Genomic DNA, 22918 nt, shown 5'->3' on the forward strand with positions numbered 1-22918 from the left:
CCCATCGCTTGCGCGCACCCCGGCGCGTCCACGATCACGCTGAAACGCCGTCCACGATCAGACTGAAACAGGCGTCCACGATCACTGAAATGCGCAGAGTGCAAGCGGTTGCCAACGCCGAAGGACAAGAATCGGGATGAGCGCGAGTACGTGATAAACCGCAAGGCGACAACGGGTGGCATCCAGCGTTTCAAGGCCGGGGATCACGGGGCGGCGCACTCCCGTGCTGCCATCATTGCCTACGTCCAGGCTGAGACACCGCAGATCTGGTTCGACCGCTTGAATGCGTGGATCACTGAATTGGATGGCTCGGAGCACGCAGGCTGGTCGTTGCAGGACCTGATCCGCAATGAGTCTGCTGCCGCAAAAGCCGGCCTCACCATGTATCGCTCGCAACACACCAGGGCCAGGGGACTCTCACATATCGATATTCGCCATCTCTGGATTGCGATGAAATGAGAGGCTGGGAGGATCGGTTTCCGGTTCGGATCGGTCGGATCACGCCTTCCCCCCCCTTACACATGACAGATTTGCAGATGGTCAGGTAGAAGTGGACTGCCTGTTCACGAATATCCGAAGTACGCACGCGCGTCCTCCAGGGGAAAGCCCGGGCTATCCCCGCCGCGCAGGCTTGGCGCTCCTGAATACTGCCGACAAGGCTGTGCCGGATCAACTGGCCAGCAGCATTGGGCGACGCGTCGGACTCATCCTAGAAAAAGGGCTGCCCATCCATGCCACGGCACCGCCTCGCCCGTGATTGCGAGCACGATCACGATGGCCACCTTGCGTACATCTCGCGCAACCAAGGCAAGCAATCGGGCGCGGTCGTCCTTGAATTCGCAGTACGGTGCAGCCGTCCATCGAGCCCATCGGCCGAGCAGGCTGTTTTCTTCTGGAGGGTCTTTGATCCGGGGCATCATCGTTCCTCCTTCACCCTTGAACGAGTCTTTGGCTTGGGCGTTGCGGAGGCACTGGCCGTCTTGGTCGATGCGTCCGCAGAAGCGGCAGGGCGCTTGGCAGCCTTCGGAGCTTTCGTCGCGACCTTCGCTTCGGCCTTCTTGCGATCCTCCAGGTAGTCGTCATAGTCTGTGATGTCGCTCTGCGCGCCGATGTCGATCAAGCGATCCCGGAAGCGTCCATAGAGAACCGTCTGTACTTTGTCCGCACGCCATAGCTTTTCGATGCCTACGTTGGGGTTGAGCAGCAATACGTAGTGGAAGTCACCGGTAGGCCCCTTCTTCGCCTCGATGAACCCGAGATCGCGCAGCGTGCGCATACGACGGCGCCAGGTATCGACCGCACGCTCACCATCGAAGCCCGTTTCCGCGGCAAAGGTGGCCGGGGCCTCAATTGTGAGAAAAGGGTGGTCAGGCGCGCGAATCCACAGGCACAACAGCGTGTGCCCCGCAGGCTGGCCCTTGGATCGAGCGTCGATGGCCTGCATCGCCAGCGGCAGTGTGCGGGGGATCGTTGAGTAGCCATCGTTCAGCTTGCGATGCCAGAGCAGTGCGTCCGGGTGGCCGGGGAACTGGATGTCCATCTGCTGCTTGGCGCGCTCGGCCATGTTGAGCCGCCGGTTCCGCGATTGCTTCTGCGTTGCCATGTCAGTCCTTCGAGTAATTTCGATAGACCGATTGGACGCTCGAATCCACGCAACTTCAATGATTGAATACGCTGTACATCACGCAGATTGGCTTGAGTTTCTTGGCATCAAGTAGCAGTCAAATAAGTTGTATAGCCCTATTTGACTCGATAAGATTGCATGATTCCGCACGGAATTTTCAGAAAATCTCTTTCAAATCAATGCTTTGTTTTGATTTCTCGGTACTCCGTGTCCTCCCGTTGCTCCCTGTGCTCGCTGTGCTCTCCGTGCTCCCGGGTAATGGTTGTAGGAAAAGGGACTCAAGGTGGCTCTGCTGGCTCGATCAGACGGCATCTGTAATCACTGATCCGCAGCCCCTTGGGCGTCGGTTCGGCGTGGCTCTGTTGAGCATTCCTCGCTGAAACCTGGGCGTCCCCGGCCACCTGGGAGATGGCCGGTCGCGCTGTCGTGCGCGTAGCGCATCAAGCCGCCTGCGGCGTCTCGCCCCTGACGGGCTTCCATCGTTCCCTCGCTCCGCTCGGCTGACGCCTCCGGCCCGGCTTCCAGCTTCGGGCCTGCGCGCTTCGCTTGCCGTGCGGTTCGGCACACAGGGATGGCCGTTGCCATGTCCAGCCGTCTCCCCTGACTCCATCACCTTCACCGCGACTGTAGCCCGCGCCCTGGTGCCGTCAAGGCGCGCAGGGCCGTGTCCTCGGCTGCGCCTGCGGGCCGCACCAACCCTGCGCTTGTCTCCTTGACGGCACCCGTTCGCGCGCTCCTGACCGTCGCGGGCGATGAACTCAGGAAAGACGGTGGCAACAGGGCCAACCGGGTTCCTCGTGCCGACCGCACCGAACAGCCGAAAGGCTGGGCTCCGAATCTTGGAATCCGGTGTGCGGTTTTCTTCAACAGCCTTTTTTGTTCAGGAGAAAGACATGCAACTCGCATCCCGTTTCGCTTCCCGTTCCCCCTCGCTGCGCAGCGATTACCCGCTGTCCGATGACCAGATTCGCAGGGTGGCCCCGTCCATCTTCGCGGATGCCCCGCACGAAAGCCGTTCGCAGCGGTACGCCTATATCCCCACCGCCGCCGTACTGACCGAGCTTCGCAAAGAAGGCTTCCAGCCTTTCATGGTGACGCAAACCCGCGTGCGTGACGAAGGCAAGCGCGAACACACCAAACACATGCTGCGCCTGCGCCACGCCAGCCAGATCAACGGCGCGGAGGCTAACGAAATCGTGCTGCTGAACTCGCACGACGGCACGAGCAGCTATCAGATGCTGGCCGGAATGTTCCGCTTCGTTTGCAGCAATGGCCTTGTGTGCGGCGACACCGTGGCGGACGTGCGCGTACCCCACAAAGGCGACGTGGCCGGTTCCGTCATCGAAGGCGCTTTCGAGGTGTTGAGCGGCTTCGAGCGCGTGAAGGAATCCCGCGATGCCATGCGCGCGATCGCGCTGGATGAAGGCGAAGCCGAAGTGTTCGCCCGTTCTGCGCTGGCCCTCAAGTACGACCCCGCCGACAACAAGCCCGCGCCCATCACCGAATCGCAAATCTTGATGCCGCGCCGGTTCGACGACCGCCGCCCGGACTTGTGGAGCGTGTTCAACCGCACCCAAGAAAACCTGACCAAAGGCGGATTGCATGGCCGCAACGCCAACGGACGCCGCCAGCAGACCCGCCCGGTGCAGGGGATTGATTCCGATGTGCGCCTGAACCGTGCCCTCTGGATGCTGGCCGATGGCCTGCGCCAGTTGAAAGCCTGAATCCCCACGCGGCAGGGGCAGGCAGCAGCCCTTGCCGCTTTCTTCGCTGCTGCATTTCCTAACCGCAAGGAGTTATCACCATGAACGCCATCACCCAAACCGAAGCCCGCGCCATCCAAGCCCCCGCGCTGGAAGCTGCCGACCCGACCAAGAACCTGATTCTGGTTCCGCTGTCGCGGCTGGTGCTGCGCCCCACGGGCCGCAACGTGCGCAAGACCCCGCGCATGTCCATCCCCGAACTGGCCGCATCCATCCAGCGCGTGGGTCTGCTGCAAAACCTGATCGTCATTGCATCCGCCGATGGCGAGCATTACGAAGTGGTCGCCGGTGGCCGTCGCCTCGCCGCGTTGAAGCTGCTGGCGAAGAAACACCGCATCAGCAAGGAATGGGAGGTGCCTTGCTTGCTGGTGGCCGATGGCACCGCCCGCACGGCCAGCCTCACCGAGAACGTGCAGCGCGAAGCCATGCACCCCGCAGACCAGTTCGAGGCATTCGCCGCGCTGGTGGCCGAAGGCCGACCCATCGAGGACATTGCAGCGGATTTCAGCGTCACGCCGCTGGTGGTGCAGCGCCGCTTGAAGCTGGCGAACGTCTCGCCGCGATTGATGGCCGACTATCGCGCCGATGCCGTGAGCCTTGACCAGTTGATGGCCCTTGCCATCACCGACGACCACGCCGCGCAGGAAGGCGCGTTCTACGATGCGCCAACGTGGCAGCGTCACCCGTCCAACCTGCGCGAACGCCTCACCGAGCGCGAGATCGACGCCTACCGGCATCCGCTGGTGCGCTTCGTCGGACTGGACACCTACGAGGCCGCAGGCGGCGGCATCCGCCGCGACTTGTTCGCGGAAGGTGACGCGGGCGTGTATCTGACCGATGCCGCGCTGCTGGAACGGCTGGCACAAGACAAGCTGGCAGGCATCGCCGCCGAGGTGAAGGCCGAAGGCTGGGCATGGGTGGATGCCACGCCGGGCGTGACCCATGCCGACCTGCACGCCTTCCAGCGTGCGCCGAGGGAATGGCGCGAGCCGAACAAGCGCGAAGCCGCCCGCATCGAGAAGCTGCAAACCAAGATGCACGAACTGGCCGAAGCCGTCGATGCCGCACTGGACGCCGACGACGAGGACAAGGCCGACGCCTTGCAGGAGGAAGGCGAAACCGTGGGCGAGCAGTTGCAGGCGCTGGAAGATGGCTTGCAGGACTACGGCGCGAACGTGAAGGCCGCAGCCGGTGCCATCGTCACCATCGACCGCAACGGCGAAGCCGTCATTCATCGTGGCCTGATGCGCGAGGCCGAGGCCAAGGCGCTGCGCACGCTGGAACGGCTGCGCCAAGGTTTCGGCAGCGAAGGCGAAGCCGAGAACGACGACGAAGGCGAGGACGGAGACGACGACAGGCAGCCCATGACCGCCGCCATATCCGACCGGCTGGCGCAGCGCCTGAGCGCGCACCGCACCGCCGCGCTGCAAATCGAAGTCGCACGGCACCCGCAAGCTGCGCTGGCCGCTGTGGTGCATGGCATGGTGCAGACCGTTTCGCAGGAACGCCACTATGGCCACGATCTGCCGCTGGGCGTGAGCCTCAAAGTGCAAGACCGGCTGGAAGGTATGGCCCCGGACTGGCCGGAATCGCCTGCCGCCGTGGCGCTGCGCCAACTGCAACAGGTGGCAGGCGAAGCCTTGCCGGAGGACAGCGCTGAACTGTTCGCCGCGCTGCTGGCGAAGCCGCAAGACGAACTGGTGCGGCTGCTGGCCGTGTGCGTGGCTTCCACGGTGGACGTGGTGACGCCTCGCGCCACGGCGCACCAGCCCGGCGAGGAACTGGCGCAGGCCGTGGGCCTCGACATGGCCGCATGGTGGAAGCCGACCGCAGAAGGCTACTTCAAGCACGTTTCCAAGGCCGTGATTCTGGATGCCGTGGGCGCGTTTGCCCCGGAATCCGTCGCCCGGCTGGCGAAGTTGAAGAAGGCCGACATTGCCAGCGAAGCGGAGCGGCTGGCCGATGGCACGGACTGGATGCCTGCCATCTTCAAGGCCGCAGGCTCGCAGGATGCAACGCAGGCAGCAGGCCCAGAGCAGGACGCCCCGGAGGATGCCGAGGCAATGGTGGATGAACCCGCCGAGGCGCTGGCCGCTTGACCCGTGCCGAAGGCAAGCGCCCCGGCCTCGACCGGGGCGCTTCGCTGCAAGGAGAAGCCCCCAATGACCCGCACCACCACCAACCGCCCGCGCATGGCGGCGATCTACGCCCCTGGCACGGTACGCGCCCGCCGCTGGCACGGCGATGGCGACGTGCGCGGCTACCGCCCGCCCTCGGGCTGGATGGCCCACGCCGACCTCACCGACGTTCACCCCATCACGGGCCGCGCCTTGCCGCGTGCCGTGTGGTGGCTCATCGAGACAAAGGAATAACCGCGTTCAGCACCGCGCCCAGGCCGTTCCGTCCTGGGCGCGGTGAAACGCAAAATCCGGGCGCGGCAGTGGCCGCGCCCGGTGTTCAAGGCCAGCAGCCGATTCAGAACGCCGCCGCCTTCGCACTGGCTCAGGCGGCGGCGTTGAAAGCATCGCTGTAGCGCGCGATGCCTTCGGGCACTGGCCCATGCAGGGCCAGCGCCATGAAGTAGCCGGGCGGCACGCCCGGCAGTTGCAGGCCCGCATGGGCCTGAAAGCCAAAGCGCCCGTAGTACGCGGGATCGCCCAGCAGCACGCAACCAGCGGCCTGCATGGCCCGCAGTTCAGACAGCGCCTGTTCCATCAGGCGCGAGCCGATGCCGTGCCCCTGCCTTTGCGGCAGGACGGAGATCGGCCCCAGGCCGTACCAGCCTGCGGCTTGGTGGCCGTGGCCGTCGGTGATGGTCACGGGCGACAGGGCCACATGGCCGACAACCTGGCCGTGTTCTTCGGCCACGATGGAAAGCGTCAGTTCGTTGGCAGCGCGCAGTGCGCACACGATGAATTGTTCGGTGTGGCTGGTGTGCGCTGCTTCGGCGAAGGCGGCGACCGTGACGGCCTCGATGGCGGCCATGTCGTCAGGCGTTTCGTGTCGTAGCTGGAGGGTCATGAGCTTCTCTTGGATTCCTTCCTGAAAATATAGAACGGCCTGGGCGTGTCGGCGCGGTGCGCCGCCGGGCTTTCGGGCTGCGCCCCGTGCTTCGTGCCGAATCACGGCCATTCGGCTTCAATCCCTCACGCCTTCGCGCCTGCGGCGCTGCGCGCTTCGCTTGCGAGGAAGGCTGCGCCCCGCCGCAATGGGCGGGGCTTGTGGGGCTACGCCCCGGCTTGCTGCGGCAAGTTGTGCAAAAGCGTGCCGTCCTCGACGCTGGCGATTCGTTGCCTGTGTGTCACGAAGGTCGGTTCACCGACACACCGCCAGACCTCGCCTGATGGAGCTTCCACACCACGCCTCAAGCATGTGCCGCGAGCTGCGGCTGGGGCGCTCTGGCCTTGTCGTTGGGGCGTTGACCTGGCCCGCGTCAGGGCGCAAGCCGGTGAAGCCGTCACGCGGGGATGCCGAGTCGGCCCTGTCTCCATTCGGGAGCGGGCGGCCTGTGCGTCCTTGTCTTGTTGTGAATCCTGGCGGTGGCGCGGCTGCGCCTTGGGCTTCATGGCCGCAACCTTCCAGCGAAAACAATTTCCCCTGCGCTGCGCGCATTCCTCGCGGGACAAATTCTTTTCGCTTCCAGGTTCTCCACGGTGTTGCGACCCCCTCGCTGTGCTCGGCGGTGCGGCCAGCCCATCCCCCGCCGGACGGATCACAACAAGGACGCACTGGCGCGACCTTGTTCAACCCGAAAGGAGAAATCATCATGGCCAACATCGGCACCTTCACCGCAGACAAAGACGGCTACAACGGCCAGCTCCGCACCCTGACGCTCAACGTCAAGGTCAAGCTGGTTCCCAACGACAAGGGCAACAACGAGAGCGCCCCCGATTTCCGCCTGCAAGCGGCTGGCCACGACATCGGCGCGGCGTGGAAGAAAACCAGCGAGGCCGGACGTCCCTACGTGTCCGTGACCCTGGACGATCCTTCATTCCCGGCAACGGTCTATGCCCGCCTGATCGAGAACGAGGACGGCACGCACGACCTGATCTGGTCGCGCAACAAGCCCAAGGCGGCCTGACGGCCGCCCACAGCGCCCCGCCCTTTGCGGCGGGGCGCTGTGCTGCTCATCGCAGCACCGCACGCACAGGGTTCGGCAGCGGGTGCCTCTTGGCATGTTCACCAGGGTCGGCATTCATCGGTGGACGGCTCGCAGCCCGTGGAGTCGCAAGCACAGGATGGCGTGTCGGCGCTGCAAGCGCCGCCGGGCTTTGCGGGCTGCGCCCCATGCCGGCAAGCCGTCACGGCCATTCGGCTTCAATCCCTCACGCCGTCGCGCCTGCGGCGCTGCGCGCTGGCGCTTGCACTCCAGGGGAAAGCCCTGCGGGCTATCCCCGCCGCGCGATGCTTGGCGCCCCTCGATGCCGCCGAACCGGCTGCGCCGGATCGGCCCGGCCAGCACCCCAATCGCATCAGGCGCGCGGCTTCGCCGCGTCGCGCTCCTTCAACACCGCCTCCAGCTCCCGGCGCACTTGCGCCAGCAACTCGTCGGCCTTGCGCGGGCTGTCGCCCGCGTAGGCCAGCGTCAGCAACGTGAGCGTGTGGATCTCCATCACCTCGCACAGCTCGGCCAGCTTGTTCAGGGTCGGGCTTTTCAGGTCGCGTTCGAGGGTGCTCATATAGGTGCGGCTGGACACGTCAGAGAAGGCTTCCTGGCTCAAGCCACGCGCCTTTCTAACGATCTTCAACGCCTTCGCCAATGAGTTCCCAGCCGCCACCTATGGTTTCCCTCAAAAAACCAAGATGACAGCCCATTGCACCCTATAGGGCTACAATCTATAGTGTTCATTTGGTGTTCTACGTTTTTGTGCCTTTACGGAAATCCGCATCGGCGAGTTCCAGCAAAGCAACGTAAGCGCATCCGTGCTTGCGCACGAAGGCGCAAATCCGGTTTGGCGGTTCTGCGCTTGGGCGTGAAACCGCATCCGTGCATCATTGGATTTGTGGGATTGCCGACCATGCCCCAGCCACTCGCCACCGTTCCCGAGCGCGCGCAACTGCTCGCCAACGGCGAGGCCCGCGCCGCTGGCCGGGCAATCGACCCGGTGCCCGTGGTGCGGCTGTTCACCCCTGACGCGCATGTGACCTGGCTGCTGGCCGCGCTCGATCCCGCCGATGGCGATACCGCCTGGGGACTCATCGACCTGGGAATCGGGATGCCCGCGCAGGGCACCGTCAAGCTGTCCGAACTTGCCGGCATCGTCGGGCCGCACCAGCAGCCCGTGCTACGCGACCTCTATTTCCGCCCCACGCGCACGCTGTCGGAATACACCCGGCTGGCCGAGCGCGACGGGGCCATCCCGGACTGAATACGGCCTACTGTGGCTTTCTCAGTCTGGTGTCATGCCGGATAGGTCTTAATCGGCACTCTTGCGGCATACCCCGGCAAATCTGATCGAAACAGTCATGATGTCCGGCCTGGGCTGCGGCAGGCTGGCCTGTACGGCGTCCCACGGTCGGGGCGCTGCCACTGCCACATTGAGACGGAAACCGCAACGCATCGGAGCCAATTGGTCTTGACAACCCGAGCCACAATTTTTACCCATGACGTTCTGACGATGGCGATGTAGCGCGTAGCCCGGCCGTGGCGGCGATTCCTGTTCCCAGGAGGTTGCGTCATGGCCGATCGCGCCGCCGAGTCTTGGTATCCGACTGCCGCGTATCTGTACGTGCTGCATCTGGACAGCCTTGCGCTCGCCTGGGAGTACCTGCGCAGGCACCCCGACTACCGGCTCGATTGGCTGCGCCATCGTCGCCGGTCACAGGCAGCACAGGACGCGGCGCATCGCTGGGGCCTGCGCCTGCTGGAAGACCCGGCCCTGGATGCGCGCGACGCGCATCCGGCCTGGCAGCCCGGCCACGCTGCCGTGGTGCAGCTCTACCCCGATGCCGATCCGCCCGTGGATACCGAATCCTTCGCGTTCTGGCGTATCCCCGGCCATAAGCAACTGCTCCACGATGGCAAGGGGCTGGCGCTCACCGCACGCAGCCCCGGCCATTGCCTGCGCTTCGCGCTCGCGCCTGGACTGGAAGACGGCATGGCTGTCGCCTATGCCCACCGCGGCGGCGCTGCCGCGCCTGCTCGCGGTCATGTGTTCGGCGCGGCACTGGCCGATGCCAGACGTAGGCCGACACCTGCCGCGCTGCTGGAACTGCACACCTTGCAGGCGCTCGACGCGACCCTGGCGGGTGCGTCCTTGCGCGACGTGGCCGAAGGTCTGTTCGGTGCCGATGCCGTGGCCGCCGACTGGCACGCCGATGGCGATTTGCGCGCCCGCGTGCGCCGTTTGGTGCGGCGTGGCAATGCGTTGATGCGCGGCGGCTACCGCCAACTAGCACAACTGCCGTCGCTTGAGAAGGGACGTTTTGAAGGGGACGCAAAACGACCCTGAGCAGGAGCGCTTCGTTTTCTGAGACTGCCTCCATCCGGTTGCGCTGTGTGACCGGAGCTTTGAAAGCTATGGAGGTTCACGCCATGCGTCCCGCTCCCTTGCGACCTGCCGCCGCTCCCATGAATCCTGCTGCGCAACCGCAGCGTTATCTCACCAACGACGAAGCCGCCGACTACCTGCGGCTGTCGCCGCGCACGCTGGAAAAGCAGCGCGTGCTGGGTGGCGGCCCCAAGTTCCGCAAATTCGGCCGCCGCGTGATGTACGCCGTGGCCGACCTCGATGCCTGGGCTTCCGAGCGCAGCTTCGAGAGCACATCCGATCCCGAATACGCCGAGCAGCACTCGGCGGACAGCCGTGCGCGCTGATCGCTGGCGCGCGGGTGGCCTTCGCCATGTCCAACCCTGCGCTGCCGTCCCGGCAGCGGCCCGTGCCAGAGCGCGAACAGCTCGATCTGTTTCGCGCCTTGCCGGGCGACATGGCGCCGCGCGACAGCCAGGATTTGATGGCCTTTCCGTTCTTCTCGCTGGCGAAGTCGCGGCGCGTTGCGCCGATCGACTTTCGGGCGGGGAACGTGACGATCCGCGTGGAAGGCACGCAGGAGCATGGCATCGCCACCATTTGGGACGCCGACGTGCTGATATGGGCGGCTTCGCAGATCGTGGAAGCACGCGACGCGGGCCTGCGCCCGTCGCGGCTGATGCAGGCCACGCCCTACGAGATCCTGCGCTTCATCGGGCGCGGCACGTCGCTGCGCGACTACCAGCGCCTCAAGGCCGCGCTGGATCGCCTGCAATCGACCACGGTAGCCACGTCTATCCGCGAGACGACCGGGCGGCGCCTGCATCGCTTCTCGTGGATCAACGAGTGGAAGGAACTGGCCGATGCCAAGGGCACGCCTTTGGGGCTGGAGCTGATCTTGCCGGACTGGTTCTATGCCGGCGTCATGGATGCCGCCCTGGTGCTGACCATCGACCCGGCGTATTTCCGGCTGACCGGCGGCATCGAGCGATGGCTCTACCGGCTGGTGCGCAAGCACGGCGGGCGCCAGCCGGGCGGCTGGCAATTCGACTTCCGGCACCTGTATCGGAAATCGGGCAGCGCCACGCGCTTCTCGGACTTCGCCTACGACCTGCGCGCGCTGGTCGCGCGGCAGTCGCTGCCCGGCTACGTCCTGGACATCGAGCGGATGCCGGACAACGGCGCCGAGCTGCTGACCTTCCGGCCCGTGCCGTTCACGGCACGGGGATAAACGGTGCGCAGCTTGTGGACGGGCGCGTGCTATCAGGAGTACGAGGTATCGTGCTATCGGGAGTACGGCTCTCGTGCTATCAGGAGTACGGATCGGCCGCAAAGCCAATAACGGCGCGGGTTTCGGCCTCCCTTAACTTCCCTAACTTAAAACATCTAACTGGTAGTAGAAGCGCCGTGCCTCGGTGGACAACCACCACGCGGCCACAAGCGCAGCAGCAACAGCCCGGCTTTCCAACACGGAGGGCCAGGCCATGATCGTTGCTCTGCTCAATCAGAAAGGCGGCGTCGGCAAGACCACGCTCGCCACGCACATCGCCGGCGAGCTGGCGATGCGCGGCCAGCATGTCGTGCTGCTGGATGCCGACCCGCAAGGCTCTGCGCTGGACTGGACGCAGCGCCGCAGCCAGCAAGGTTTGCCAAGGCTGTTCAGCGCCGTGGGCCTCGCCCGCGAAACGTTGCATCAGGAAGCGCCCGAACTCGCCAGGCGAGCCGATCACGTCGTCATCGACGGCCCGCCGCGCATCGCCGCCTTGGCGCGCTCCGCACTGCTGGCGGCCGAGCGCGTGCTGATCCCGGTGCAGCCGAGCCCCTACGACTTGTGGGCCAGTGCCGAAATGGTGGCGCTGATTCGGGAAGCGCAAGTCTTCCGGCCTGTGCTGCGCGCGGCCTTCGTCATCAACCGGCGCGTCAGTACCACCGTCATTGGACGGGAGGCGCGCGGCGCGCTGGCCGAGCAGCCGCTTCCTGCGCTGCGCTCAGAAGTGCGCCAACGCATCGTCTTCGCCGACAGCGTGGCCGCTGGCCGGCTGGCACGCGAGACGGCGCCGGACAGCGCCGCCGCGCGCGAAATCACCGCGCTGGTGGACGAACTGCTGCGGTGGCCGTCATGACAGCGAAGCCGCCACCGAACAGCAAGCGCACGGCAAAGCGCGTCGGCATCGGCGCGCGTCCGCCCGCGAATCCACACGCCGAGGCGTGGATTCGCCAGGGCGACGCCGATGCGCTGGGCAAGGGCGACCTCTACACCGCGCGCCTGACCCTTGACATCACGCCCGCCATGCGGGCGCGCATCAAGGTATCGGCCTTCACGCAAGGCGTGACGGTGGCCGATCTGCTGCGCGCGCTGCTGGAGCGGGAGTTTCCAGAACATCGCAGGGAGAACACACCATGACCGCATCCGCTTTGCCTGCCGCTGGCGCGGCCACGGCTGCGCTCGCAACGCCGCCTTCCGGCCAGCCTGCCACCGCACCGCTGACGCGGGTGGCGCTGGCCTACATCGAACCGCGCTTCAAGCTCTATCTGCGCTTCGGCGAACCTGCGCGCACGCACCAGCTCGATCACTGGCGGCGCTACGCGGTGTTCCTGCCGGGCGCCATGCTGTGCCGCATCCGCTGGCAGGCCAACGACTACGGCACGATCCGCTGGCAGCTCATGGTGATGCAGGCTTGCACACCACTGGACGCGGCGCAGCGCATCCCCGGCGTGCAGCCGAGCGCACGCCTGCTGCTGCACGTCGAGGGCGAGAAGCAGGTGCGCGCCGCGCTGGAGCGCATCGACGCCATCGAGGCGCTGGGCATCGCACCCGCCGCTGTCTCGCCCGCGTACTGGCGCACGCTCGCCAACCGGCTCGCTGCGCGCTTGCCGCTGCCCGAATACACCGCCGAGCGGCACGCGGCCTGGCTCATCGGGAGGGCGCTGCCATGACCGCCGTTTCCACTGCCGACACCGCGCCGCGTCCTCGCTCACGCCTACGCGCTCGCCTCGTACTGGCGGGCCTGTCCGCCTGCGGCCTCGCTGCGCTGGCCTGGGCGTCCTTCGTGCATCCGCTGCCGCGCCTGATCTACAACCCGTCCGACAGCGTGGCGGTCGGTTGGTATCGCGTCGATCCGCAGGGCCGCGGTGCCGCCTCGCTGCCACGTCCTTTGTCCGTGGACAGCATCGTCCTGACCACGCTGCCGCCAGACGCCGCCGCGCTGGCCGCGCGGCGCGGCTACCTGCCGGCGCGCGTGCCGCTGCTCAAGCGCGTGGGCGCCGTCGCGCCGCAGGAGGTGTGCATCACTGGCCGCGTCGTCCGCATCGACGGCGTGCCTTCGGCCGCCGTGCTGCCTGCTGACCGCTGGGGCCGGCCGCTGCCATCCTGGCAGCAATGCCGCCGCCTTGAACCCGGCGAATTGTTCCTGCTCAGTGTGACCAACCCGGCATCGTTCGACAGCCGGTATTTCGGGCCGGTCAGCGCATCCGCCGTGATCGGCGTCGCGCATCCGGTCTGGCTGGAATCCCGCCCATGATGGCCGCCGACTCGCTGCACGTCGCCGTGCATCTCATCGTGCTATCCGTACCGATCCAGTGGCTTTCCGCGTGTCGTCGCGCGTGCAGTGCGAGCGCATCCGCGCTGCACTTCGCGCTGTCTTCCCATGTGCAGGCGTCTTGCCTCGAACGCGCCCGGCTTGCGGCCGTGTCCGCGTTCGCCGGCGCGCTGGTTGCTCGCGCAGCAGCGCCACCGGGCCGCCGCTGCCCGGAGCGCCAGCGAGGGGCAAAGGCGGAAGGCAAGACAAAAGGGTGCGGCACCTGTCGGCCCGCAAAGCCAGTCTGCACGTGGGGGTGGCGCGGCACGGAGCGGCTTCGCCGCCGTGCCGCGTGGGGCGCGAAGCCCGCGCCAATGCAGGCATGTCCGCGTGCTTCGCACGACCGGACACGCCAGAGCTTGCAGGGAGCGCAGCCATGACCGACCGCCGCGACGATGATTTCCGCATCCGCCCCAGTGCCCCGAAGAACCGGGGCCAGGGCTTCGTCTCCAAGGTGCTCAAGCAGGCAGGCAAGGCCAGCAGCGGCAAGTCCTCGGTGCGCCGTCCTGGCGCCAGCGGCAGCGGACAGCGCGCCGGCCAGCGGCCCGGCTCGCGCCTGGGACGCGGCCACACGGCAGCGCGCTTCGCGGGGGCGAAGCTCACGCCCATGTCGCGGCGCGTGGCCATCAAGACGCTGCTGGTCAATCAGCAGCGGGCCAGCCCGCAGTCGCTCGCCAAGCACCTGCGCTACATCGAGCGCGACGGCGTGGGCCGCGATGGCGAGCCGGGCCAAGCCTACGGGCCGCAGACCGATACCGCCGACCTCGACGCCTTCAAGGAACGCTGCGCCGATGACCGGCATCATTTCCGCTTCATCCTCTCGCCCGAGGATGGCGCCGAGCTGGAAGACCTGCGCACCTACACGCGGCACCTGATGGGCCGCATGGAAGCTGACTTGGGTACGCGGCTGGAATGGGTGGCGGTCGATCACTGGAACACCGACAACCCACACACGCACATCGTCGTGCGCGGGCGCGCCGACACCGGCAAAGACCTCATCATCGCCGGCGACTACATCGCCGACGGCTTCCGCCATCGCGCCGCCGAACTGGCGACCGAATGGCTGGGGCCGCGCACCGAGCTGGAGATCCAGCAGACCTTGCGGCGCGAGGTGGATCAGGAGCGGTGGACGAACCTGGATCGCACGCTCAAGCGCGAGCTGGGCGACGATGGCCTGGTGCATGTCGAACGGCTCAACGAGTCGAGGTTGCAACGCCAGTGCCTGCTGCTGATCGGCCGCCTGCAACGCTTGCAGCGCCTGGGCCTGGCCGACGAGACGCAGCCCGGAACCTGGGCCATTCATGCCGATGCCGAAAAGACCCTGCGCGCCCTGGGCGAGCGCGGCGACATCATCCGCACCATGCAGCGGGCCATGCGGGGCGAGCCGCGCGAGCTGGCGGTATTCGAGCCTGGCGACGATGGTCGCACCATTGTCGGCCGCGTGGCCGCGAAGGGGCTGGCCGACGAGCTGCGCGACCGGGGCTATCTGGTCATCGACGGCGTGGACGGCAAGGCCCACTACGTCGCGCTCAACGCCCGCGACGAGCTGGCGAACTATCCGGCCGGCGCCGTGGTGGAGGTGAAGGGATCGGCCGACGTGCGCGCGGCCGACAAGAACATCGCCGCACTGGCGAGCGATGGCCTGTACCGCACCGACCACCACCTTGCCATCGCGCAGGGTCAGGCCGCGCCGGGCCGTGATCCACAGGAAGTCGTCGCGGCCCACGTCCGCCGGCTCGAAGCTCTGCGCCGGACTGGCATCGTGGAGCGCGTGGCCGAGGGGCTATGGAAGGTGCCGGACGACCTGCCCGAGCAGGGCCGCCAGTACGACGCGCAGCGCCTGGGCGGCGTAGCCGTGGAGCTGAAATCGCACCTGCCCATCGAGCGGCAGGCGCGCGTGATCGGGGTCACCTGGCTCGACCAGCAACTGATCGGCGGCGGCTCGGGCCTGGGCGACCTGGGCTTTGGCGGCGAGGCCAAGCAGGCAATGCAGCAGCGCGCCGACTTCCTGGCGGAACAGGGACTGGCCGAGCGGCGCGGGCAGCGCGTGATCCTCGCGCGCAACCTACTGGGCACACTACGCGATCGGGAACTGGCACAGGCCGCCAAAGACATTGCGGCCGACACCGGCCTGGAGCATCGCCCGGTGGCCGACGGGCAGCGCGTGGCCGGTATCTACCGGCGCAGCGTCATGCTCGCCAGCGGTCGGTACGCGATGCTGGACGACGGCATGGGCTTCAGCTTGGTGCCGTGGAAGCCAGTGATCGAGCAGCGACTGGGGCAGCAGCTTGCGGCGACGGTGCGTGGCGGAGCGGCCTCATGGGAAATCGGGCGTCGGCTTGGAGTTTCTTTGAGCTAGTCACTTGAGGCTATGTGCCCCATGAACATGACCCCTGCGCGTTGCTGGCTCGTGCACCTGGCGCGATGCTGAGGACAGTTCGGTCAAGATGCCGCACTGGCTGGCCTGCTGGGATTCCCGGCAGCTTTCCCGCAAGGTCTTGAGCTGTCGTTCCAACGCTTTCAATTCCTTGATGCGGGTAGCCACATGGTCGATGTGCTCGTCGAGCAGGTCATTCACCTGGGCGCAGTTCTCGTGCGGAGCATCCTTGAAGCGCAATAGAACCCGGATTTCATCCAGTGTCATGTCCAAACCCCGGCAGTGCCGGATGAAGGACAGTCGGTCAACGTGTTCTTCTGCGTACATGCGGTAGTTGCCATCTGTACGGGCCGTTTCTGGTAGCAAGCCTTCACGCTCGTAGTACCGGATCGTCTCTACCTGGGTATGTGCGGCCTTAGCCAGTTCGCCGATTTTCATAGCTTCATCTTGAGCGGTCGCGAGTTTTTCTCCAAGGCTCATTGTAGGCGCTTGACTCTGTAGTGGGTATAGGGTTTCCAATTTGCCTGAAAAGGAGAATTTCATGAACCCTGCCCACCAACGCCAACACGCCGACGCTGCTTGCTGCGGGAGTAGCTGTGCAACAGTGCCTGCGGTGCCCGAGCCAACACCGTCTGATGCAACGACTGTCGAGCCGCAGCGCTTTCGCATAGCAAACATGGACTGCGCCTCGGAGGAGTCGGAAATCCGCCGGGCGCTGGAAGGCATGGCGGGGATTCGCGGCCTGCGATTCAACCTAGGGGATCGAGAGCTTGCCATTGCCGCCGATGACCACGCGCTGCCCCAAGCCCTGGAAGCGATCCGCAAAGCGGGTTTCAAGCCAGAACCCCTCGGCGCGAAGAATGCCCAGCGCTTCCGCATTGCAAACATGGACTGTGCCTCGGAGGAGTCGGAAATCCGCCGGGCGTTGGACGGCATGGCGGGAATTCGTAGCCTGCAATTCAATCTGGGCGACCGCGAGCTGGCCATTGCCGCCGATGATCCTGTCTTGCAGCAGGCGGTGGACGCGATCCGCAAGGCAGGCTTCAAGCCGGAACCTCTTGGCGATACCGGGTCGTCGGCTGCTGCCGCTGCGGTTGCCTCGCCAACGGGCTTCTGGACGACCTGGGGCAAGTCGCTGGGCGCCTTGGGGCTCGCCGTGGCGGCCGAAGGCTTGGCATTCGCCTTCCCAGACAGCGTGCCAGTCAAGGCGCTGGGAATGGCACTGGCTGCGGCGGCCATCGCGCTGTCGGGTTTCTCGGTTTACGGCAAGGGACTGGCCGCGCTGCGACAGGGCCGCTTGAACATCAATGCCCTGATGACCGTGGCCGTGACCGGCGCTTTTCTGATCGGCCAGTGGCCCGAAGCGGCGATGGTGATGGCCTTGTATGCCATTGCGGAAGCCATCGAGGCGCGCGCCGTGGATCGGGCGCGCGGTGCCATCAAGAGCTTGCTGGCGCTCGCGCCGGAGCAGGCCGAAGTGCGTCAAGACGACGGCAGTTGGGCACGCATCGGCGTCAAGGAAGTCACTGTGGGCGCGACGGTGCGTATTCGCCCCGGCGAGCGCCTTCCTCTGGATGGCATCGTGACCTTGGGCCAGAGCGCCATTGACCAATCCCCCGTGACCGGCGAAAGCCTGCCGGTGGACAAGAGCCCTGGCGATGAAGTCTTCGCCGGCACCATCAATCAGGCTGCGGCGCTGGAAATCCGTGTTACGGCGCCTGCTTCCGACAGCACGCTGGCGCGCATCATCCACGCCGTTGAGCAGGCCCAGTCCTCCCGCGCGCCCACCCAGCGTTTCGTGGATCGCTTTGCCGCCATCTACACGCCTGCGGTGTTTGTCCTGGCCGTTGCCGTTGCGCTGTTGGCTCCGTGGCTCATGGGGCTGACCTGGATGCAGGCCGCCTATAAGGCTCTGGTGCTGCTGGTCATTGCCTGCCCCTGCGCCTTGGTGATTTCCACGCCCGTCACCGTCGTCAGCGGTTTGGCCGCCGGGGCGCGGCGGGGCATCCTGATCAAAGGCGGTGTGTACCTGGAAGAGGCGCGCAAGATCAAGGCCGTGGCGCTGGACAAGACCGGCACCATCACCGAAGGCAAGCCCAAGCTGGTGGCCTTCGAGCCCGTGGACGCAGGACTCGGTCAGCAAGTCCTGGAGGGGCTGGCCAAGAGCCTCGCGGCGCGGTCGGATCACCCGGTGTCCAAAGCCATCGCGGACGGCGTGTCATCCGCCGCGCAAGAGGTGGACGAATTTCAGGCCGTTGCCGGGCGCGGCGTGCAGGGGGTGATCGACGGCCATACCTATGTGCTGGCCAACCACCGCTGGATCGAAGAGCGCGGGCAATGCTCGGCTGAACTCGAAGCCCGCCTCGCAGTGCATGAACAAGCGGGCCGTACCGTCACGCTGCTGGCCAGCAGCGAACGGGTCATGGCCATCTGCGCGGTGGCTGACACGATCAAACCCTCGTCGGCGCAGGCCGTGGCCGACCTGAAGGCGCTGGGTGTGACGCCGGTGATGCTGACGGGGGACAACCTAGCGACGGCGCAAACCGTCGGCGCCCAGGCGGGCATCGCCGAGGTGCGCGGCAACCTGCTGCCCGAAGACAAGCTGCGCGCCATCGGCGAGCTTCAGCAGCGCCTGGGCGTCACGGCGATGACCGGCGACGGCATCAACGATGCCCCCGCGCTGGCGAAGGCTGACATCGGCTTCGCTATGGGCGGCGCGGGCACCCACACGGCGATGGAAGCCGCCGACGTGGTGGTCATGAACGACGACCTGCGCCGCCTGCCCGAAACGATCCGGCTATCCAAGCGCACCCACGCCGTGCTGTGGCAGAACATCGCGCTCGCGCTGGGCATCAAGTTGGTGTTCTTGCTGCTGGCCATCTTCGACGATGCCTCCATGTGGATGGCCGTGTTCGCCGACATGGGGGCGAGCCTGCTGGTGGTCTTCAACGGGCTGAGGCTGCTCAGGCAGCGGGCGGGTCAGTAAAACTGAATATGGAGTGTTGAAAATGGGAATTCTGGATCGAATTTTTGGCGGGCATGGCGGGGGGCATGGCAGTTCCCACGGGCATGGCAATAGCCGCGGCCACGGTAGCCCCAGCAGCCACGACTGGGGGCACAATCCAGCGCCTTCGGTCAGTGGCATCACCTGCCCGCAATGCAAAGCGATCAATCCGAACGGCGCTCGCTTTTGCGGCCAGTGCGGGACATCGCTGGTGCCAGCGTCGTGCACGAAGTGCAGTAGCGTCATTCCGATCGGCGCGAAATTCTGTGCTCAGTGCGGCAACGCGGTAACTTAAGTCATGGTGATCTCGGCCTGGATCTACACCTTGATCCCGGCAGCGGCCGCCATCATCGGAGCTGCGGTCGCGGTGAACGTGCGGCCGGGGCCAACACTGGTCAGCGCGATTCAGCATTTCGCCGCTGGCGTCGTGTTCGCGGCGGCGGCCGGCGAAATCTTGCCCGACATCATGCACCGGGCCTCGCCTTGGGCGACGATGATCGGCGGCGGAATCGGCGTCGCCACCATGCTGCTGGTGAAGCATCTGGAAGCGTTGGCGAAGGGGCCGGCCGGTCTCCTGACCGTGATCGGCATCGACATCCTGATTGATGGCTTGGTGCTTGGTATCGGGTTTGCGGCTGGCCCAAAGGTCGGCTTGCTTCTGACCATCGCCCTGACCATCGAGGTTCTGTTCCTGGGATTGACAGTGGCCACGGAACTCGGCGAGAGCGTTCGCTCCCGTGCCAGGGTCGTCTGGATCACGGCCGCGCTCGTGCTCTTGCTGCCGATCGGGGCCTTGCTTGGAGCGCCGGTGGCGCTGTTGCCCAACCCTCTTCTGACTGGCTTCTTCGCGTTTGGTCTGATTGCGTTGCTCTACCTCGTGACCGAAGAACTGCTGATCGAAGCACACGAAACGCCAGATCGCCCCTGGGTGACGGCGATGTTCTTTGTCGGCTTTCTGGCGCTTCTCCTGCTGGAAGAAGTAATTGGCTAGTGGAGCCAGTCTGTTGGTGGTGCCCGATCCGTTGACTATTGCGCGCGCGGGGTGGGCACCATGAGCCCGATAGACGTGATGCCGTTGCTCGAATCGACCATCGTCCGCCCTCCGTGCATGCGGGCGATGGCAGCCACGATGGCCAAGCCCAGTCCATGATTGCGGGCGGCATCCGACCGCGCTGCATCTGCCCGGTAGAAGCGGTTGAACAGATTGGGCAAATGCTCGGCTGAAATCGTCTGCCCCTCGTTCACCACCCGCAGGGCGATCTCGCCGTCCAGCCGGTCGATTTGCACGACAACGGTGCTGTGCGGATGCGCGTGCCGGGTTGCGTTGCCGATCAGGTTGGACAATGCGCGCTGCAATAGGCGCACGTCGGCCAAGCCAGTGGCATCACCATTGATACGAACTTTCAGCCCGGCTTCCTCAATGGCTGCCTCGTGCAATTCCACCACCGTGCGCGCAACGCCTGCCATGCTGGCGACGTGCTCGCGGCGGGCCTCAGCCCCACGGTCGGCTTGCGACAGAAAGAGCATGTCCTGCACGATCATCGACATGCGCTGGAGATCTTCGAGGTGCGAGCCCAACACGTCTCGCAACGTGTCGGCATCGCGTGCTTTGCGCAAAGCAACTTCAGTGCCCCCCATCAACGTCGCCAACGGCGTGAACAGTTCATGCGCAACGTCAGCATTGAAGGCTTCCAGTTGTTCGTAGGCTTTGTGCAGACGCTTCAGCAACTCGTTGACGTGAGCCACCAGCGGAGCCAGTTCGTCGGGTTGAGCGGAGCCATCCAGAAGCCGGTGCAGAGTATCGGCCTCCAGTGCCTGGATCTGAGCCGAGAGGTCGCGCACGGGACGCAGCCCGATTTGCACCAGCGTAAATCCGCCAGCAGCAATCACCACTGCGCCAGCGAGTGCGGCGGCGACGAGCGTGCGGGCTAGGCGTTCTAGCACACGATCGTCCTCGCTGACATCAAGACTCAGCACCGCCTGGATGGGGGGGATGCCGGTCGTAGCCTCGAATCGCATGTCGATCACGCGGTGATGCACTGGAATGCCGGCGCTGGCATAGATGACGCTGCCGTCGGCACGGGTCAGGATCAATTTCATGTCCTGTCGGCCGACCATGCCATCGTCGAGCTTGTGTGCGAGCGTGCCGCTGTCTAACTCTGCTGCCTCGGCAATAAGATGGTTCACCTGGGTCTGCTGTTGCCGCAGCGTGTCCATCTGCCGCTCCTTGAAGCTCAGCGCGGTGACGGTGTAAATGCCCAGGCAGGTTAAGGCCAGCCCGACCAGGGTGAGAAGTGCGAGCCAACGGGCAAGCCGCCGTCCCAGCGATCCGGCACGCCTGGGTCTCACGACTGCCGATCTTCGAGTACGTAGCCCATGCCACGGACGGTGTGCAGCAGTGGGCGCTCGAAGGGCAGGTCGAGCTTGCTCCGAAGGCGACGCACAGCGACGTCGATCACGTTGGTACCGTGATCGAAGTTCACGTCCCATACTTGCTCCGCGATTTCGGTACGTGACAGAACCTCGCCCTTGCGGCGCAAGAGCAGCGTCAGCAGTTGGAACTCCTTTGCGGACAGATCGATGCGCTGGCCGGCCCGAGTAGCGCGCCGCCTCGCCAGGTCCATATGCAAGTCCCCCAGGCACAGCACCAGCGCATCAGGCGCGGGCGCAGTACCGGCGGTGCGGCGCAGCAGCACCTCGATGCGTGCCACCAGTTCGGAAAAGGCGAACGGCTTAACGAGGTAGTCGTCCGCTCCTGCCTTCAGCCCGCGTACGCGATCCTCGATGCGATGGCGGGCCGTCAACATGATCACCGGCGTCTGCTTGCTCTGCCGCAGTGCAGCCAGCAAGCCGAAGCCATCGATGCCCGGCAGCATGGTGTCGAGAACGATCAGGTCGTAGTGGCCGTCAGAGGCCATGTGGAGGCCATCGATGCCGTTGGCAGCCACATCGATCACATAGCCTTCTTCAGAGAGTCCCTTGCGAAGATAGTCCGCGAGCTTGGCTTCGTCTTCCACGATCAGCAGCTTCATGCGCAGCGTTCCTGCTGCGGTCTCTCGCAACCTGTCCAAATTGTCATCTGCACGTTTTACTCCCGTTCGGTGCCGGTTCTTACATTGTGCTCATGCCTTCGGGCATATCGATTTTCTGCAAATCACACTGGAAAGGACCATGCAATGAAACTGACCCATCTTGTCGCCATGAAAGCCATTATCCTGGCCACGGCACTGCCCATGGCGGCCCAGGCCGATTCGCTCTGGCACCCCGCGTCCAATGAGCAGGGCTTCACGTATCACCCCGATCATTTCAAGAGTACCAAGACCCGTGCCCAGGTGCTGGCCGAGGTCGAGGCAGCCCGCAAGGACGGTACGCTCACGCTGATGCAACGTGGACTGCCGGTGCCCATCAAGAGTTCCGCAGCACCGAAGACGCGCCAACAGGTTGTCGATGAGATGCGCAGCGAATCACCAGAAGCGCGGCGTGCGCGGCTCGAAATGTATTCCGGCGGTTGACACTGCTGCCAATACCCTGCGCTGCCGTGCCCCTCGTGTCGCTTCGTTGCGTCAAGCGACCACAGCTATTCGAATATAGAAGCGGTCCTTATTTCATTCTGGATGAACCCGCGAGGAGGCACGCTACGCGCAGAGGACTCTGAAACAAACCCAAGCAGCGAGGAATGGCGGATTGAAGCCTGTAGCTGCTACACTGTTACCCCTATGCGCAAATGGCTGGCTATCGTCTTGCTGGTGTTCTTGCCGCTCCAATTCAGTTGGGCGGCTGTGGCCAGTTATTGCCAGCATGAAACCGGGGCTGCGGCCAAGCACTTCGGCCACCATGCGCACCAGCACAAGGCGGCCGACGGCAAGGACGCCAGCCCTGATCCGGCCAAGACCCTGGGCGGCGATCCTGATTGCCCGTCCTGTCATGCCGGGTGCTTCTCGGTCTTGTCAGGGGATGTCAAGCTGGCGTCGTCGATCAGCCCGTCCCTGGATACGGCGTACCACCCGGAGAGCCTTGCCGCGCCTCCACCCGAACGTTTAGAGCGCCCTCGGTGGCGTGCCCTCGCCTGATCGGCGGGGAGCGCGTTCCTTTCTCTTCGTCC

Annotated in this window: 26 protein-coding genes; 19 read left to right on the forward strand and 7 right to left on the reverse strand. The window is 65.4% G+C overall.

All coding sequences use genetic code 11. The features are described 5' to 3' along the window. Positions 1-108 precede the first annotated feature (108 nt). Entirely contained in the window at positions 109-459 is a 351-nt protein-coding gene (locus tag AC2VLV_RS02245; protein WP_486988455.1) for a hypothetical protein, read from the forward strand. Positions 460-704: 245 nt separating this feature from the next. On the opposite strand, the gene AC2VLV_RS02250 is transcribed toward AC2VLV_RS02245, so the two are convergent. Next, positions 705-917 (reverse strand): hypothetical protein, encoded by a 213-nt coding sequence (locus AC2VLV_RS02250; RefSeq protein WP_172739508.1) that lies wholly within the window; start codon positions 915-917, stop codon positions 705-707. After that, positions 917-1603, reverse strand: coding sequence for a hypothetical protein (locus AC2VLV_RS02255; protein ID WP_059401169.1), 687 nt, complete (start codon positions 1601-1603; stop codon positions 917-919). Before AC2VLV_RS02255 ends, AC2VLV_RS02250 begins: the two co-directional genes overlap by 1 nt. Positions 1604-2517: 914 nt before the next feature. On the opposite strand from AC2VLV_RS02255, the gene AC2VLV_RS02260 reads away from it, so the two are divergent. From AC2VLV_RS02260 to AC2VLV_RS02270, 3 genes are all read left to right on the forward strand, one after another. Then, entirely contained in the window at positions 2518-3348 is an 831-nt protein-coding gene (locus tag AC2VLV_RS02260) for a DUF932 domain-containing protein (protein WP_168727718.1), read from the forward strand. A gap of 80 nt (positions 3349-3428) precedes the next feature. Next, a complete protein-coding gene (locus AC2VLV_RS02265; protein ID WP_486988456.1) occupies positions 3429-5486 on the forward strand; it encodes a ParB/RepB/Spo0J family partition protein in 2058 nt (685 codons plus the stop codon). Positions 5487-5549: 63 nt separating this feature from the next. After that, the gene (locus AC2VLV_RS02270; RefSeq protein ID WP_059401166.1) at positions 5550-5759 is read left to right on the forward strand and encodes a hypothetical protein; all 210 of its coding nucleotides are present in this window, start codon (positions 5550-5552) and stop codon (positions 5757-5759) included. A 130-nt stretch (positions 5760-5889) separates the two neighbouring features. On the opposite strand, the gene AC2VLV_RS02275 is transcribed toward AC2VLV_RS02270, so the two are convergent. Next, positions 5890-6408, reverse strand: coding sequence for a GNAT family N-acetyltransferase (locus AC2VLV_RS02275; protein WP_168727719.1), 519 nt, complete (start codon positions 6406-6408; stop codon positions 5890-5892). A gap of 745 nt (positions 6409-7153) precedes the next feature. Between AC2VLV_RS02275 and AC2VLV_RS02280 the strand changes: the two genes are divergently transcribed. Further along, the gene (locus tag AC2VLV_RS02280; RefSeq protein WP_486988457.1) at positions 7154-7468 is read left to right on the forward strand and encodes a DUF736 domain-containing protein; all 315 of its coding nucleotides are present in this window, start codon (positions 7154-7156) and stop codon (positions 7466-7468) included. 391 nt (positions 7469-7859) lie between these two features. Here the strand turns inward: AC2VLV_RS02280 and AC2VLV_RS02285 are convergent, their stop codons facing one another. Next, positions 7860-8165, reverse strand: coding sequence for a helix-turn-helix domain-containing protein (locus AC2VLV_RS02285; protein ID WP_486988458.1), 306 nt, complete (start codon positions 8163-8165; stop codon positions 7860-7862). 240 nt (positions 8166-8405) lie between these two features. Here AC2VLV_RS02285 and AC2VLV_RS02290 point away from each other — a divergent pair, with 240 nt between their 5' ends. The 9 genes from AC2VLV_RS02290 to AC2VLV_RS02330 all read left to right on the forward strand — a co-directional run bounded on the left by AC2VLV_RS02290 (position 8406) and on the right by AC2VLV_RS02330 (position 15794). Continuing rightward, positions 8406-8756, forward strand: coding sequence for a DUF2958 domain-containing protein (locus AC2VLV_RS02290; RefSeq protein ID WP_059401163.1), 351 nt, complete (start codon positions 8406-8408; stop codon positions 8754-8756). Positions 8757-9065: 309 nt separating this feature from the next. Continuing rightward, entirely contained in the window at positions 9066-9839 is a 774-nt protein-coding gene (locus AC2VLV_RS02295; RefSeq protein ID WP_486988459.1) for a DUF2285 domain-containing protein, read from the forward strand. 83 nt (positions 9840-9922) lie between these two features. Further along, positions 9923-10204, forward strand: coding sequence for a helix-turn-helix transcriptional regulator (locus tag AC2VLV_RS02300; protein ID WP_009517015.1), 282 nt, complete (start codon positions 9923-9925; stop codon positions 10202-10204). Between the two features lie 26 nt (positions 10205-10230). Further along, the gene (locus AC2VLV_RS02305) at positions 10231-11088 is read left to right on the forward strand and encodes a replication initiator protein A (RefSeq protein ID WP_486988460.1); all 858 of its coding nucleotides are present in this window, start codon (positions 10231-10233) and stop codon (positions 11086-11088) included. A 253-nt stretch (positions 11089-11341) separates the two neighbouring features. After that, entirely contained in the window at positions 11342-11980 is a 639-nt protein-coding gene (gene parA / locus AC2VLV_RS02310) for a ParA family partition ATPase (RefSeq protein WP_103018174.1), read from the forward strand. After that, positions 11977-12261 carry a chromosome partitioning protein ParB gene (locus AC2VLV_RS02315; protein ID WP_103018175.1) on the forward strand — a complete coding sequence of 95 codons (285 nt, stop codon included), beginning with the start codon at positions 11977-11979 and terminating at the stop codon, positions 12259-12261. Before parA ends, AC2VLV_RS02315 begins: the two co-directional genes overlap by 4 nt. Then, the gene (locus AC2VLV_RS02320; protein ID WP_486988461.1) at positions 12258-12794 is read left to right on the forward strand and encodes a DUF2840 domain-containing protein; all 537 of its coding nucleotides are present in this window, start codon (positions 12258-12260) and stop codon (positions 12792-12794) included. The genes AC2VLV_RS02315 and AC2VLV_RS02320 overlap by 4 nt, the downstream gene beginning before the upstream one ends. Next, the gene (locus AC2VLV_RS02325; RefSeq protein WP_059401160.1) at positions 12791-13378 is read left to right on the forward strand and encodes a S26 family signal peptidase; all 588 of its coding nucleotides are present in this window, start codon (positions 12791-12793) and stop codon (positions 13376-13378) included. The genes AC2VLV_RS02320 and AC2VLV_RS02325 overlap by 4 nt, the downstream gene beginning before the upstream one ends. A 433-nt stretch (positions 13379-13811) precedes the next feature. Next, positions 13812-15794 (forward strand): relaxase/mobilization nuclease domain-containing protein, encoded by a 1983-nt coding sequence (locus AC2VLV_RS02330; RefSeq protein WP_059401159.1) that lies wholly within the window; start codon positions 13812-13814, stop codon positions 15792-15794. Here the strand turns inward: AC2VLV_RS02330 and cadR are convergent, their stop codons facing one another. Beyond that, positions 15795-16250 carry a Cd(II)/Pb(II)-responsive transcriptional regulator gene (cadR, locus tag AC2VLV_RS02335; protein ID WP_013517151.1) on the reverse strand — a complete coding sequence of 152 codons (456 nt, stop codon included), beginning with the start codon at positions 16248-16250 and terminating at the stop codon, positions 15795-15797. A 103-nt stretch (positions 16251-16353) separates the two neighbouring features. Here cadR and AC2VLV_RS02340 point away from each other — a divergent pair, with 103 nt between their 5' ends. Genes AC2VLV_RS02340 through AC2VLV_RS02350 form a run of 3 tightly spaced genes read left to right on the forward strand, consistent with a single transcriptional unit; the run spans position 16354 to position 19807 of the window. After that, entirely contained in the window at positions 16354-18798 is a 2445-nt protein-coding gene (locus AC2VLV_RS02340; RefSeq protein ID WP_082136884.1) for a heavy metal translocating P-type ATPase, read from the forward strand. A gap of 22 nt (positions 18799-18820) precedes the next feature. Next, positions 18821-19111, forward strand: a complete 291-nt coding sequence (locus AC2VLV_RS02345; protein ID WP_013517149.1) for a double zinc ribbon domain-containing protein — start codon at positions 18821-18823, stop codon at positions 19109-19111. 3 nt (positions 19112-19114) lie between these two features. Continuing rightward, positions 19115-19807 (forward strand): ZIP family metal transporter, encoded by a 693-nt coding sequence (locus AC2VLV_RS02350; RefSeq protein WP_009523279.1) that lies wholly within the window; start codon positions 19115-19117, stop codon positions 19805-19807. Positions 19808-19842: 35 nt separating this feature from the next. On the opposite strand, the gene AC2VLV_RS02355 is transcribed toward AC2VLV_RS02350, so the two are convergent. Both AC2VLV_RS02355 and AC2VLV_RS02360 read right to left on the reverse strand, forming a co-directional pair. Continuing rightward, on the reverse strand, positions 19843-21033 hold the full coding sequence (locus AC2VLV_RS02355; protein WP_013517148.1) for a heavy metal sensor histidine kinase: 1191 nt from the start codon (positions 21031-21033) through the stop codon (positions 19843-19845). 128 nt (positions 21034-21161) lie between these two features. Further along, positions 21162-21848, reverse strand: a complete 687-nt coding sequence (locus AC2VLV_RS02360; protein ID WP_196995285.1) for a heavy metal response regulator transcription factor — start codon at positions 21846-21848, stop codon at positions 21162-21164. A gap of 144 nt (positions 21849-21992) precedes the next feature. On the opposite strand from AC2VLV_RS02360, the gene AC2VLV_RS02365 reads away from it, so the two are divergent. Together AC2VLV_RS02365 and AC2VLV_RS02370 are read left to right on the forward strand one after the other, a co-directional pair. Further along, on the forward strand, positions 21993-22328 hold the full coding sequence (locus tag AC2VLV_RS02365; RefSeq protein WP_059401157.1) for a DUF4148 domain-containing protein: 336 nt from the start codon (positions 21993-21995) through the stop codon (positions 22326-22328). A gap of 204 nt (positions 22329-22532) precedes the next feature. After that, positions 22533-22886: a hypothetical protein gene (locus tag AC2VLV_RS02370; RefSeq protein ID WP_059401156.1), complete on the forward strand. Its 354-nt coding sequence runs from the start codon at positions 22533-22535 to the stop codon at positions 22884-22886. The last annotated feature ends 32 nt before the right edge of the window (positions 22887-22918 follow it).

Source organism: Thiomonas sp. TH-17 (assembly GCF_057473305.1).